Source organism: Gemmatimonadota bacterium (genome assembly GCA_016713785.1).
In the GTDB taxonomy this organism is placed as follows: domain Bacteria; phylum Gemmatimonadota; class Gemmatimonadetes; order Gemmatimonadales; family GWC2-71-9; genus JADJOM01.
In genome coordinates, this window is sequence record JADJOM010000003.1 from 1,465,663 (window position 1) to 1,479,927 (window position 14,265).

General features: G+C 70.4%; 9 protein-coding genes. 6 read left to right on the plus strand and 3 right to left on the minus strand.

All coding sequences use genetic code 11. The annotated features are described in order from the left end of the window. Nucleotides 1–63: 63 nt before the first annotated feature. From IPJ95_14735 to IPJ95_14745, 3 genes are read left to right on the plus strand one after another with little or no spacing between them, the layout of a single operon-like run. Nucleotides 64–2,013, plus strand: a complete 1,950-nt coding sequence (locus tag IPJ95_14735; GenBank protein ID MBK7924857.1) for a hypothetical protein — start codon at nt 64–66, stop codon at nt 2,011–2,013. Then, a complete protein-coding gene (locus IPJ95_14740) occupies nt 2,010–3,500 on the plus strand; it encodes a hypothetical protein (GenBank protein MBK7924858.1) in 1,491 nt (496 codons plus the stop codon). The genes IPJ95_14735 and IPJ95_14740 overlap by 4 nt, the downstream gene beginning before the upstream one ends. Further along, nucleotides 3,497–4,936 carry a hypothetical protein gene (locus tag IPJ95_14745; protein MBK7924859.1) on the plus strand — a complete coding sequence of 480 codons (1,440 nt, stop codon included), beginning with the start codon at nt 3,497–3,499 and terminating at the stop codon, nt 4,934–4,936. The genes IPJ95_14740 and IPJ95_14745 overlap by 4 nt, the downstream gene beginning before the upstream one ends. A 104-nt stretch (nt 4,937–5,040) precedes the next feature. Here the strand turns inward: IPJ95_14745 and IPJ95_14750 are convergent, their stop codons facing one another. Further along, nucleotides 5,041–5,466 (minus strand): cytochrome c maturation protein CcmE, encoded by a 426-nt coding sequence (locus tag IPJ95_14750; GenBank protein ID MBK7924860.1) that lies wholly within the window; start codon nt 5,464–5,466, stop codon nt 5,041–5,043. 45 nt (nt 5,467–5,511) lie between these two features. Next, on the minus strand, nt 5,512–6,858 hold the full coding sequence (locus IPJ95_14755; protein MBK7924861.1) for an NAD(P)-binding domain-containing protein: 1,347 nt from the start codon (nt 6,856–6,858) through the stop codon (nt 5,512–5,514). Nucleotides 6,859–7,238: 380 nt separating this feature from the next. Here IPJ95_14755 and IPJ95_14760 point away from each other — a divergent pair, with 380 nt between their 5' ends. Next, nucleotides 7,239–8,078: a hypothetical protein gene (locus IPJ95_14760; GenBank protein ID MBK7924862.1), complete on the plus strand. Its 840-nt coding sequence runs from the start codon at nt 7,239–7,241 to the stop codon at nt 8,076–8,078. Continuing rightward, complete coding sequence (locus tag IPJ95_14765) at nt 8,078–10,120, plus strand: hypothetical protein (protein MBK7924863.1); 2,043 nt, start codon at nt 8,078–8,080, stop codon at nt 10,118–10,120. The genes IPJ95_14760 and IPJ95_14765 overlap by 1 nt, the downstream gene beginning before the upstream one ends. A 925-nt stretch (nt 10,121–11,045) precedes the next feature. On the opposite strand, the gene IPJ95_14770 is transcribed toward IPJ95_14765, so the two are convergent. Then, entirely contained in the window at nt 11,046–11,114 is a 69-nt protein-coding gene (locus IPJ95_14770) for a hypothetical protein (GenBank protein MBK7924864.1), read from the minus strand. A 1,542-nt stretch (nt 11,115–12,656) separates the two neighbouring features. Between IPJ95_14770 and IPJ95_14775 the strand changes: the two genes are divergently transcribed. Continuing rightward, nucleotides 12,657–14,258 (plus strand): hypothetical protein, encoded by a 1,602-nt coding sequence (locus IPJ95_14775; GenBank protein ID MBK7924865.1) that lies wholly within the window; start codon nt 12,657–12,659, stop codon nt 14,256–14,258. The last annotated feature ends 7 nt before the right edge of the window (nt 14,259–14,265 follow it).

Here is a 14,265-nt window from a genome sequence, read left to right on the forward strand (position 1 = left end):
AAGGCTCGCCTTGCCGGGGCGGCTGTACTTGGCGCCCCCGGCATCCAGGATTCGGTCGCCCGCATGGGGGTCCACCCCGTGGACTCCCTGGTGGACAAGACGATCTTCGGCGACCGGGTCACCCCCGTCATCCAGTGGGTGTTCCAGCAGGAGCCCTGGATCATGTGGGGCGGCGTGGTCGTCGGCGCCGTCATCGCGTTCTTCATCCTGCGGTGGCTGTGGCCCAGGCGGCAGGCAATCCTCCACTGGCTCGCCACCCGGAGCCAGGCCGTCAAGCTGGCCATGGTCGGGTCGGCGTTCCTCGCCGTCCTGGCCGCGGCCTTCGCGGGCTACGAAGGCTTCCACTTCATGGAGACGGACCGCCGGTTCTGCAACGGCTGCCACATCTTCGTGCCGAGTGGCCAGGCGTGGGTGCAGCCGGACACCGGCTACTACTCCCTGGTGCCCAAGCTCGAGGGCAAGCACGACACCATCAACTGCCACACCTGCCACGCGCTCCAGCCCGCCAAGGAGGCGGTGAAGATGGTGCTGTGGATGTCGGGCGTCCGGGACGAGAAGATCCCGGAGCACGGCAAGGTGCCCCGCAAGACCTGCGAGGGCTGCCACGTCCAGGGCGCCGCCAAGGAGACCTGGCAGACCATCGCCACCACCGCCGGGCACCGGACCCATTTCGAGTCCGACTCCAGCGCGCTCAAGGACAAGGTGGAGTGCCTCACCTGCCACGCCCGGACCGCCCACCGGTTCCTGCCGGCGGACAGCACCTGCGTGCAGAAGGGGTGTCACCTCACCGACGAGACCAAGATCGTCCTGGGCAAGATGCAGGGGCAGAGCGACCTGCACTGTACCCTGTGTCACGAATTCAGCCGTCCGGTGGCGCTGCTCGCCACCCGGGACTCGGCCGCGGGGGCACTGCGGCCGGGGATGGAGGAGTGCTTCTCCTGTCACCAGATGAAGGACCAGCTGCCCAGCTTCACCTCCATCGACGATCCGCACGGGGGCACCTGCGGCACCTGCCACAACCCGCACGAGCAGAAGGTGGCGTCGGACACCAAGCAGTCGTGCGCCACGGCGGGCTGCCACGCCGACTGGAAGAAGATCCCCTTCCACGTGGGCGCCCAGCACAAGAAGCAGGGCGAGAAGTGCATCACCTGCCACAACCCGCACAGCTCGCGGGTGGATGCCAGCGACTGCACCGGCTGTCATGAAGACGTCCGCTCCCGGCCGGGTGGCCGCTGGCTCAAGCCGCCCGTGCCGTTCGACACCCTCAAGGCGCTGCAGTCCGCGGCGCCGCCCCACGAGGACCCGGTCTTTCACGAGCGGCCCAGCAAGGTGAAGGGTGACGCCCCCCCCGACGACGGTCCACCGGAGCGGGGGGTGGCGTCGCTGCCCCCCCTTCCGGCCGATTCCTTCTCCCACCCGACGCACAAGAAGCTCGCCTGCCTGACCTGCCACTCCACTTCCACAGGCGAGACCCTGACCTTCGAGCAGCCCCGCGGCTGCCAGATCTGCCACCACCAGGCGCCCGACAAGAGCGACTGCACCAGCTGTCACGAGAAGACCAGCCTCCCCGCCGCCACCGCCGTGACCTTCACGGTCGCCGCCGCGGGCAAGCCGGCGCGCGAGCGCACCACCGGGTTCGCCCACGCGGCGCACGACTCGGTGAGCTGCACCGCCTGCCACGCCCAGCGGGTGACCCTGGCTGTTGTCGACTCGGCGCTGAGCTGCAAGGGCTGTCACGAGGAGCATCACGAGCCCGCGCGGGACTGCGGGGCCTGCCACCGGACCGCCCAGAGCGTGGCCGCGCACAGCGCGCCGGCACGGACCCACGTGGCCTGTGATGCCTGCCATACCACCGACCGGATCGCCTCCCTGCGGCCCACGCGGTCGTTCTGCCTGGCCTGCCATGGGCCGGCGGTGGATCACTACCCCGAGCGGGAGTGCGCCACCTGCCACCTGCAGGCGCACCCGGACGACTATCGCCCCAGGCTGCTCCGGGCCCGGAGCACCCGATGACCGCGCGCCCGACGATCCTCCTGCTCGGCCTGGCCGCGCTGGGTGCCGCGCCGGCCGGGGCCCAGGAGTACCTGGTCCGCTTCGACACGCGGGTACAGAGCGCCGCCTACCGCGGGGTCAAGCTCGACAGCATCCCCGTGGGCAGCGTGGACACCAGCGGATCCGGCGGGCTGGTGACGCCCGATGGCTACGCCGTCACCTGCGTACGCGGCCGGACCCACTGCAGCTTCTTCCGCGAAGGCGCCGTGCGCCGGGGCGGGCCGCTGACCTCCACCGTGGACCTCACCGCCTGGGGCTTCGGGCTCCGGGGCGTGAGCCTGCACCTCAACGGGCGCCTGGGGGTGGATCTGGGCTCCTCGGCGGTCTGGCCCGGCAGCAAGCCCGCCCTGCAGCTCAACGAGGGCTACGGCGAGTACGCCTCCGCCCGCCTCACCGGCCGCCTGGGCCGCCAGGTGGAGCGTTCCCGGCTGGGGTACACCGGCTACGACGGCGCGCGGCTCTCCTGGCGCTTCCCGTCCGCGGGCCTTGCCGTCATCGGCTACGGCGGCTTCGGGCTGGCGCGGGCCACCGCGCTCCCGGTCACCAGTGACGTGCTCAACCCCCTCGACGAGTTCCAGCCCCGCCAGCGGCAGCTCCTGGCCGGCGCGGCGGTCGAATGGCAGACGACGCGGGTGGATGCCCGGATCGACTACCTGCGCGAGGTCGACCGCGACCCGCGGAATCTCGTGTCCGAGCGTGCCGCGCTGTCGGCCACGCTGCGGCCGTTCACCGGCTGGAGCCTGACCGGCGGCACCGAGTATGACCTCGCCTACGGCTGGTGGGGCAGCTCCGACCTCACCCTGCGCCATACCCGGAGCTGGGGTGGGGCGGCGGCGGGCGTCCGGCGCTACCGGCCCTACTTCGACCTCTGGACCATCTGGGGAGTCTTCAGCCCCGTGCCGTACAACGCCCTGAGTGGTTCCCTCTGGGTCACCCCGCTCCATGGCCTGACCCTGCGGGTCGGTGGCGAGCGCTACCGCTATGACGACACCGAGACCAACTCGCCGCTGGTCAGCGAGGAGAAGGATGGCTGGCGCTGGAACACGGGGCTGGGTTACGCCCTCTCCGACGCCTGGAGCATCGACGGCGGGTATCACGCCGAGTTCGGGCCGGGCGCGGCATCGCAGGGTGGGGAGGGGAGCCTGAGCTGGCGCCCCAGCCGCGCGGTCTCGCTGACGGCCGAGGGTGGCCACCTGGTGCGCCCCCTAGAGTTCCGCAATGAGGACCCGGCGCTCACCTGGTACGGGGTGAGCCTCGACGTCCGCCCGAATGACCGGCTGCGCCTCTCGGTGGCGGCGACCCGGTATGACGAGAACCGCCGCCGCGGGGATGCCTCGAGCATCGACTGGTCGCAGACCCGGCTCCGCGCCGGGCTGAGCTGGGTCTTCGGCTCCTCCGCCGACCAGATGCCCCTGCCCCCCGCCATCCGCCGGGAGCGTGGCCGATGAACCTGTCACGCTTCCTCCTGCTGACCGGGGCGCTGCTGGCGGGCGCCGCCGGGGTCTCCGCCCTCGAGAAGGACGGCTTCGACCATGAGCAGCACGCGCGGCTCTTCCCGAGCTGCGAGAGTTGCCACGCCGGCATCACCGATTCCACCCGGGCGGTCTGGCCCACGGTGGAATCGTGCGCCAGCTGCCACGACGGCAAGGTCGAGGAGAAGGTGAACTGGACGACGCCCACCCGGGTACCGCCCACCAACCTGCGCTTCACCCACGCGCGCCACGGGGAAGCCGCGGCCGCCAAGCTGCCCGCCGACTCCACGCTGGCCTGCCGGTCATGCCACATCGCCACGGACGGCAAGTGGATGGCGGTGGCCCGGACCCGCTCGGCCGAGTGCCGCTCCTGCCATGAGCTGCCCGAGAAGCACATGGCCGCGGCCGATACGGCCTGCGCCACCTGCCACCTCACGCTGGCGGAGGCGACCACCCTGCCCCGGGAGCGGATCGCCAAGTTCGAGGTCCCTGCCAACCACGAGGCGAAGGACTTCCTGACCGAGAAGGGGCACGGCCAGGCCGCGAAGCCACCGGCTGGCGGCCATTGGGACGTCTCTCCCAACTGCGCCACCTGCCACGCGCGCGACTTCTGCGCCCAGTGCCACGTGAATGCGCCCGAGATCCGCCTCATCCAGGCGCTGGCCCCGGATCCGCGCTCCACGGCGATCGAGGCCAAGCTGGAGGCCCCTGCCGGCCACACGGCGGGGACCTTCCTGGCGCGGCATGGCGCCGCATCCCGGCGCGAGCCGGAGAGCTGTGCCTCCTGCCACACCCAGCAGAGCTGCATCGCCTGCCACCGCTCCCAGCCGGCCGTGGCCGTGGCGATGCCGGCGGCGGGCGCCGGACGCGGCATCGGCGCCAGGATCGAGCGGAAGAAGCCGGCCACCCACACCGTCCGATTCGCGGACCTGCACGGGCCGGAGGCGAGTGCCTCGCCCAAGACCTGCGCCGCCTGCCATGCCCGGACCGAGTGCCTCGACTGCCACCGGCCCGCGGCCGGGGCGGAGGGGAGTTACCACGCGGCTGGCTTCCTGGTGCGGCACCCGTCCGCCGCGTTCTCGCGCGAGTCCGACTGCGCCACCTGCCACAACCAGGCGAACTTCTGCGCCAGCTGCCACGAGCAGTCCGGGCTGGCGGGCACCGGCCGGGCGCTGTCCGGGGGCTACCACGACTCGCGGGGGTCCTTCCTCCTGAGCCACGGCACGGCCGCCCGGCAGAACCTGGAGAGCTGCGTCACCTGCCATACTGAGCGGGACTGCCTGGCCTGTCATTCGGCCCAGACCCGGCGCTTCAACCCGCATGGCCCGGGATTCGACCCCGAGCGCCTGCGCCGGAAGAACCCGCAGACCTGCGCCGCCTGCCACGGCCGGAACATCCCCGGCGGCGACTAGCCTTCGGCCGACCGGGAGGGGCGCCAACGGCGAGGGGGTGGGCTTCCCGTGGAAGCCCACCCCCTCGTGTTTCGTCACCGGGCCGCCGCGGCGGCGGGACCCACTCAGGCCTGCGTGCCCTCTTCCTTGTACTGGGCCTCGTACCGGGACCCGCACTTGGCCAGGAGGGTGGTGGCGTGGAATACGCCATCCTTGCTCAGGCGCCCCTCGACGACCACCTCGATTTCCTGCGCGTCGGTGAAGGTGTCCGGGGCCAACCCCCGGTAGGTCACCGGGATGGTCTTGAGACCGTCGCTGACCGAGAACTGGATGGTCTGGCTGGCCGCGTCCCGCCGGATGGTGCCCGGGACCACCTTGGCTTCCATCTTGACGCCCGTCTCGTAGAGGCTCGGATCCCGCTCGACCCGCTGGGCGAGCTCCGAGGGCTTGAGGGAGTACTGCCCGAACTGCTTGACGCCCTGGGCCATCAGGATGGTGGTGGCCCCGACGATGATGCCCGCGCCGATCAGGAACTTCGTGCCTGCCTTCATCTGGTCATCCTCTGGCTGGGTCTGCAGGGAGAAATATACTCCCGTTCAGGCAACTTCGCGCGACTCCGCCTTGACCCGGGCAGCCAGGTCGGTCTGCCCCAGGCGGACCCCGATCTTCTCCAGGAAGGCATTGGGGGGGGTCCCCCCGGCGAACACCCAGACGTAGTCGTTCGGGATCTCCCGCCGGCCGCCCTGCACCTCCAGGATCACCGACTGCTCCCGGATCTCGACGGGCTGGGAGTTGAAGATCACCGTGAGCTTGCCGCTCTTGATGCACTCCCGGATGCGCTGGTTGTTGCGCTCCTTGAGCCGGCTGAAGACGTCCTTCCGGTAGGACAGCGTGACCTTGTTCCCCTTCTGGTACGCCAGCCCCATGGCGGCCTCGACGGCGCTGTCCCCGCCGCCCACCACGAGGATGTGCTTGCCCGTGTAGGACTCGGCGCTGATCAGGCTGTACATCACCTTGGGCAGCTGCTCCCCGGCGACGCCCAGCTTCCGCGGCGTGCCGCGCCGCCCGATGGCCAGCACCACGGTCAGGGCCCGGTAGCGGCCCTTCACCGTCTCGATGGTGAATGCCCCGTCCGGCTCGAGCTGGATGTGGTCCACCCGCTCCTGGGTGTTCACCTTGAGCCCCGCCTTCCGCGCTGCCGAATCCCAGAAGGCCAGCAGCTGCTCCTTGGTGATCTCGAGCTTGGTCCACTTGCCGTGCATCGGGAACTCGACCGGACTGGTCATCACCAGCTTCTGGCGCGGGTACTTGGCCACCGTCCCGCCGAAGTCCTCCGCCTCGAGCGTGAGGTAGCTGAGCTTCTTCTCGATGGCGCGGAGCGAGGCGCTCAGGCCGCCGGGGCCGGCCCCAATGATCGCGACGTCCACCACCTCGCCGACCCGTCGCCGCCGCAGGCCCGCCACCCGGGAGGCGATGACGTCGACGCAGTCGCGGCCCTGGTTGACCGCGTTCTTGATGAGGGCCAGCCCGCCGAGTTCGCCCACGGCGAAGAGGTTCGGCACACTGGTTTCGTACTGGGGCGTGAGCGCCGGCATGTCGGCGGTCATGCTGGGGGGCGCCATGACGATCTCGATGGCGCCGACGGGGCAGGCGTCGGCGCACAGCCCATGGCCGATGCACTTGGGACCGTTGACCAGCGCGGCCTTCCCGCCGATAACAGCGAGGACGTCACCCTCCGGGCAGGCGGTGACGCAGGCGCCGCAGCCGATACACCAGTTCACGTCGATGTGGGGATGCTGCGCCCGCGGCCCATCGCTCCGCAGGCCCGCCTTCTCCGCAGCCTTCTGGGCCTTCGCCTCACGGCGCTTGAGGCCGCGGACGTGTGAGGCGACCGCGGCAAAAAGGACCAGGGCAAAGGCGAGGTAGATAAGGCTGTCCGTCACGAGGTCCTATTCATGAACAGGAATGTTTCGTTCCAGCCGGATCGAACCGTGCCAGAAGATGAACGTGTGACGCCTCTCACCACGAGGGGACAGGCCGAGCCAGCAACGAGTTATAGCGGTCCAAGTGCCTATGCAGTCTCATGATGCCGACCTCATACCTCGCACGGTTTGTGCCGTAACGACGCATGGCAAGCCCGACAATTCGAGCCTCAACTCCTGACCGAGCAGTGATGACCCGGCCTCTGTCTGCTTCGCAGCATGCGCCCTCTCCCGTCCCTCCCACCGCCGCAGGCGCGCCCACGAGCCCGGCCACGCCGCCGCACACTTCCCCCGCGAAAGCCACGGCCAAGCCTGCCCGCAAGGGGCTTGCGCTGGCCTGGGTGTACCTCGCCATCACCGCGCTGCTGGCCGGGAGCATCGCCGGCAGTTCCTACTATCTCGCCCCCCTTTCCGACCGGGTCCGGAGCCCCCTGCACCCCTGGCTCCGCCCCTCGGGCTACATCGGGCAAAGCGCCGGGATTCTGGCGTTCGTCATTTTCATCTTTCTCTGGCTCTACCCCCTCCGGAAGAAGTACCGCTGGCTGGGATGGACCGGGATGATGTCGAAGTGGCTGGATTCCCACGTCGCCGTCGCCCTGGTGGTGCCATTCATTACAGCCATTCATGCCACCTGGCGCTTCGGCGGGGTCATCGGCCTCGGCTTCTGGTCGATGATCGTGGTCTGCGCCAGCGGGATCGTCGGGCGCTACCTCTACGTGCACATCCCGCGACGGGCCGATGGACTGGAGCTCACCGCGGAGGAGATTGCCGTCGAGCGGCGGGAGCTGATGGGTGAACTGGCCGCGGCATCGGGGCTGGCCGGCCCCCAGGTCGAGGCGCTCCTGCGCTCGGACCCCTCGCCGATGGAGGGCGCGGGCCTCCTCAAGACCCTACAGCTGATGGTGCGCGACGACCTGACCCGGCGGAAGGCCGCGCGCGCGCTCCGGCGCATGGTGGCACACCGCTCCGGCGCCAAGCTCGACCGGAAGGCGCTGGCCAACGTGCTGCAGCTCGCCAACCGGGAGATGGCGCTCACCCAGCAGGCGCGGATGCTGGAGGCCATTCACGAGGTCTTCCGCTTCTGGCACGTGGCGCACCGTCCGTTCGCGATCGCGGCCCTGGCCGCGGTCACCCTGCACGTGGTCGTCGTGGTCTTCATGGGGATGACCTGGTTCTGGTGATGCGGCTGCTTCGGTTCGGAGGGATCCTGCTCCTGGGTCTGGTGGTGGCACCGCTTGCCGAGGGCCGCGGATCGCGGCTCGAGGGCCAGGTCTCCCCTGGCCCGCTGGCGAAGCCACACGCGGAGCTGGAGGGCACGCTCAAGTGCACCAAGTGCCACGGGGGCGGCAACGCGGGGATGAAGGAACGCTGCCTGAGCTGCCACAAGGACATCGGCTGGCTGGCGGAACGGAACCGGGGGTTCCATGGCGGGCGGGCCACCAAGGCGGCCACCTGCGCCTCCTGCCACCCCGACCACGCCGGCCTCGACTTCCCGATGGTGAAGTGGCCCGACGGCAGCGCGGAGCGCTTCGACCACCTGCGGGCCGGGTGGGAGCTGGAGCAGTCCCACGCCGAGCTCAAGTGCGAGGAGTGCCACGTCACGAAGCTGCAGGTCTCCCCCGCCTCCCGGCTCACGGCGCGGAAGACCGGCACCGGATGGACCGGCCTCGAGACCGGCTGCACCGACTGCCACGAGGACATTCATCGCGGCGCGCTGGGCAAGAGCGCCGACTGCGTGAAGTGCCACGATGCCGGCAAGTGGACCGTCACGCCCGGCTTCGACCACGACACCACCGGCTACGCGCTCGACGGCAAGCACGAGAAGGTCACGTGCGACGACTGCCACCTGGCCCAGTCGCTGCGCCCGAAGCCGGACGGGCGGGGCCACCTGGTGCCGGTCTACCAGCCGGTGCCGCACGAGAGCTGCGCCGACTGCCACGCCGACGTGCACAAGGGGCAGTTCGGCCCGACCTGCACCGACTGCCACACCACGGTCGACTGGAAGCGGATCGACCGCGACCGCTTCAACCACGACAAGACCAAGTACCCGCTGCGGGCCAAGCACGCGGCGGTGAAGTGCGTGGACTGCCACGGGAACTTCTCCACGCCGGCCCTCAAGAAGCCGGCCTTCGCCACCTGCGGGGCCTGCCACAAGGACGCCCACAACAAGACGGCCACCCTCGCCGGCCAGGTGGTGGATTGCGAGAAGTGCCACAACGTGAGCGGGTTCACGCCCTCCACCTACACCGTGGCCCAGCACCGGACCAGCAAGTACGCCCTGGAGGGCAAGCACCAGACGGTCAAGTGCACCAGCTGCCATGGCCAGGCCGCGACGCCCGCGCTCGCCGCGCGGTGGGGCACCTCGAAGGTGATCCTGCGGCCGGCGTTCGCCCGCTGCCTCGACTGCCATGCCGACGACCACGGGGGGCAGCTGGCCGCCCAGCCCGACAAGGGCGAGTGCGCGGACTGCCACAAGGTGGACGGCTGGACGCCGAGCACCTACGACCGGGTGCGGCACGGCCGGCTCAAGCTGGCCCTCGAGGGGCGGCACGCCGACGTCGAGTGCCGCGCCTGCCATGGGACCGACCGCAAGTCCCTGCCCCCGATCGCCACCCCGGCCAGGCTCGGCAAGGCGACGTTCCTGTTCAAGGTGCCGGAGATCGAGTGCACCGCGTGCCACGTGGACCCGCACGAGGGGCGGTTCGCCGCGCGCGGCGCCCGCCCGAAGGTCCAGGGGTGCGCGGCCTGCCATGACACCCGGGTGTTCACGCCCTCGACGGCGGGGATCGACGCGCACAAGGACTTCGGCTTTGCGCTCAACGGCGCCCACCGGGCCACGCCCTGCGCCGCCTGCCACAAGGAGCTGGAGCGCCGGCCGCCGGGGCGCCGGTCCTCGCTGGTCCGGGCCGGCAGCACCTTCGGGGTGCTGCGGCTGGAGGCCAAGAAGACCTGCGTGGACTGCCACGAGACCGTCCACGGGACCCAGTTCGACGCGCGGAAGGACAAGGGCGCCTGTGACGCCTGTCACGGCGAGGATGCCTTCGTCCCTGCCAACACGTTCAACCACGATCGCGACGCGACCTTCAAGCTGCGGGGCGGCCACGAAGGCGTCCCCTGCAACCGCTGTCACCCCTCGGACCTCACCAGCACCGACCCGAAACGGCTGATTTACCGGCCGGTCCAGGGCAAGTGCGAGAGTTGCCACGGCAAGGAGCCCAAATGAGGCCTCTCTTCCTGCTGGGCCTGGCGCTGGCCCTCGCCGCCCCCCTCGCGGCCCAGGACCGGACCCGTTCGCCGCATGGCGAGCTCGCGCTCGAGTGCGAGACCTGCCACCGGTCCGATGGCTGGACGCCGGCCAAGATCAGCCGGGTGTTCGACCACTCCCGGTACGGCTTCCCGCTGGTCGGGGCCCACAAGACCTCCAGCTGCCGCAGCTGCCATGAGGGGCTCGACTTCAAGGAAGCGACCACCACCTGCGCCAGCTGCCACCAGGACGTGCACCGGGGCGAGCTCGGCGCGGACTGCACCCGCTGCCACACGCCGCGCAGCTTCCTGGACCGTTCCACCATGACCCGGGCCCACCAGTCCACCCGCTTCCCGCTGGAGGGGGGGCACCTCACCACCGACTGCACCAACTGCCACAAGCCGACCGACCAGGGGCGGATGCAGTTCGTGGCCATGTCGGCCGACTGCTGGAGCTGCCACCAGCCGCAGTTCACCGCGGCGAAGGCGCCGGACCACGTGGCCAGCGGCATGCCCCACGACTGCTCCGGGTGCCACAACACCGTGATGTGGGGCCGGGGCAAGTTCAACCACGACGCCACCCGGTTCCCGCTGACCGGCGCGCATCGCGCCGCGGTCTGCACCGAGTGCCACACCAACGGGCGCTACCAGGGCACCCCGCTCACCTGCGTGGACTGCCACCAGACCCAGTTCGACCGGAGCACCCAGCCCAACCACCGGCAGGCGGGCTTCACCACCGATTGCGTGGGCTGCCACGTCACCACCGCCTGGAACACCGGCTTCGACCACGGGAAGACCCAGTTCCCGCTCAACGGCGCCCACAGCGCGGTGACCTGCCAGCAGTGCCACGGCGACGGGATCTACGGCGGCCGGCCCACCACCTGCGTGAGCTGCCACCAGACCGACTACAACAACACGACGACGCCCAAGCACAGCAGCGCGGGCTTCCCCACGGACTGCCAGGCCTGCCACACCGAGGTGGTCTGGGCCGGCGCGGTCTACAACCACGACGCCACCCAGTTCCCGCTCACCGGCGCCCACAAGGCCACCACCTGCGCCCAGTGCCACGGGGACGGGATCTACAAGGGCAAGCCGACGGCCTGCTCCGCCTGTCACCAGGCCGACTACACCGCCACCACCAACCCGAAGCACACCACGCCGGCGTTCCCGAGCACCTGCGCCACCTGCCACACGACCGTCGCCTGGCTGGGCGCGACGATCAATCACGACCTGACCCGGTTCCCGCTGACCGGGAACCACCGGGCGGCCACCTGCGACCAGTGCCACAAGAACGGGCAGTACGCCGGCACGCCCATGACCTGCGTGAGCTGCCACCAGGCCGAGTTCAACGCCACCACCAACCCGAACCACACCACCGCCGGCTTCCCGACGGACTGCCAGGCGTGCCACACCTCGACCACGCTGTGGACCGGGGCGGTGTTCAACCACGACGCGACCCAGTTCCCGCTCACCGGCGCCCACAAGGCCACGACCTGCGCCCAGTGCCACAGTGACGGCGTGTACAACGGCAAGTCGACCGCCTGCGCGAGCTGCCACCAGGCGGACTACAACGGCACCACCAACCCGAAGCACACCCAGCCGTCGTTCCCGACGAACTGCACCGCGTGCCATACCACCACGTCGTGGCTGGGGGCGACCTTCAACCACAGCCTGACGGCCTTCCCGCTGACCGGCGCCCACCAGGCCACGCTCTGCGCCGACTGCCACACCAACGGGATCTACACCGGCACGCCCAGCACCTGCATCGGGTGCCACCAGGCGGACTACAACACCACCACCAACCCGCCGCACGGCGCGGCCGGGTTCTCGACCACGTGCACGTCGTGCCACAGCACCAACCAGTGGACCGGGGCCATCTTCAACCACGGCGCCACCCAGTTCCCGCTGACCGGGGCCCACGTGACCACGGCCTGCAGCGGCTGCCACGCCGACGGCGTCTACAACGGCAAGCCGACGACCTGCATCAGCTGCCACCAGACCGACTTCAACACCACGACCAACCCGCCGCACCAGGCCGCCGGGTTCTCGACGACGTGCACCCCGTGCCACACGACCACCACCTGGGTGGGCGGGACCTTCAACCACAGCACCACCCAGTTCCCGCTGACGGGCGCCCACACCACGACGGCCTGCAGCGCCTGCCACGCCGACGGGGTCTACAATGGCAAGCCCACCACCTGCGTGAGCTGCCACCAGACGGACTACAACCAGACCACCAACCCGAACCACACGGCGTCGGGCTTCTCGAACAACTGCGTCTCCTGCCATACCACCACCACCTGGCTCGGCGCCACGTTCGATCACGACGGGCAGTTCTTCCCGATCTACAGCGGGAAGCACAAGAACAAGTGGAGCACCTGCAGCGAATGCCACCAGGTGCCGACCGACTACGGCCAGTTCACCTGCCTGACCTGCCACGAGCACAACAAGAGCTCGATGGACAGCGAGCACCGGGGCCGGTCGGGGTACGCGTACATCAGCACGGAGTGCCTGCGATGCCATCCTCGCGGTTCCTGAGGCGCGCCGCCTCCGGTCTTGCCCTCGCCGGGCTGCTGCTCGCCGCCGCCGGGCTCCGCCCGCTGGCGGCGCAGGACAGCAGCGCCGTCCGCACCACCACGGTCACCTACCTGGCCGGGACCTCGATCTACGTCGGCGCCGGCCGCGCCGACGGCCTGGTCGAGGGGCAGGAGCTCCAGGTGCTGCGCCGGGACGCGGTGGCGGCCACCCTCCGGGTGGTGTTCCTCTCCTCCCGGCAGGCCTCCTGCACCGTCATCAGCGGCGCCACCGACATCCTGGTGGGCGAGCTCGTCCGCTACATCCCGAGCCAGCCCTCCGCAACGACGCCCACGACGGCTGCCGCCACGCCCCGGCGGCAGGGCGCGCGCCGGCTGAGCGGCCCGGGCATCCACGGCCGGGTGGGCGCCCGCTACTTCGTGGCCAAGGAGGACTCCACCAACAGCGGCTTCAGCCAGCCCAACGCCGACCTGCGCCTCGACGGGCAGCGGATCGGCGGCAGCCCGATCGGCCTGGCGGTGGACCTGCGCACGCGGCGCACGACGACGACGCGCGCCGACGGCTCCAGCGCCGTGGACGGGCACACCCGGGTGTACCAGGCCGCGCTGCACTGGAACGCCCCCGGCGCGCGCTTCCATACCGTGCTCGGCCGGCAGTACCTCACGGCGGTCACTTCTATCAGCCTGTTCGACGGCGGCCTGGTGGAGCTCAACGGCTCCCGGTTCTCCTTCGGCGCCTTCGGCGGCATGGAGCCGGAGCCGGTGGATCTCGGCTTCTCGAGCGACATCCAGGACTTCGGCGCCTACACCCAGTTCCACAGCCGGCCGGGCAGCCCGAATATCTGGGCGCTCACCACCGGCGCGGTCGGGTCCTACGCCAGCGGCAAGGCCAACCGCGAGTTCGGGTTCGCGCAGCTGTCGGTGAGCACCCGGCCGCTCTCCATCTACGCCCTGCAGGAAGTCGACTACTACCGGGACTGGAAGGTCGCCGCGGGGGAGAACTCGCTCTCCTGGACCAGCACCTACATCAGCACGTCGCTCCGGCCCTATCGGTGGCTCGCGTTCAACGGCTCCTACGACAACCGGCGCAATGTCCGGCTGTACCGGGACTTCCTGGACCCGGCCATCGCGTTCGACGACGCCTACCGGCAGGGGATCGCGGGAGGCATCTCGATCATCGGCCGACGCGTCCGGCTGGGGGGCGAGGTCCGGCGCTCCGACGGCGCCTCGGCCGGCAATGCCACCTCGTACAGCGGGACCTTCGGCATGGACCGGGTGACCCCGCTGCACCTGTCGTTCACCACCCGCGGCACGTGGTACACCAACCCCACGCTCGACGGCCAGCTCTACACGCTCCGGGTGGGCGCCGACCCCTGGCAGGCGATCCACGTCGACCTGAACGGGGGCCTGCGCCGCGAGGACAACCCGGCCGCCGGCACCAACATCCGCAAGTTCACCTGGTATGGTCTCGACTTCGACGTGAGCCTGGCCCGCGCCTGGTTCATGTCGTTCTCCGCCCAGCGCGAGAACGGCCCCGACGGCAATACCAACCAGTTCTACGGCGGGATCACCTGGCGCTTCTAGCGCTCCC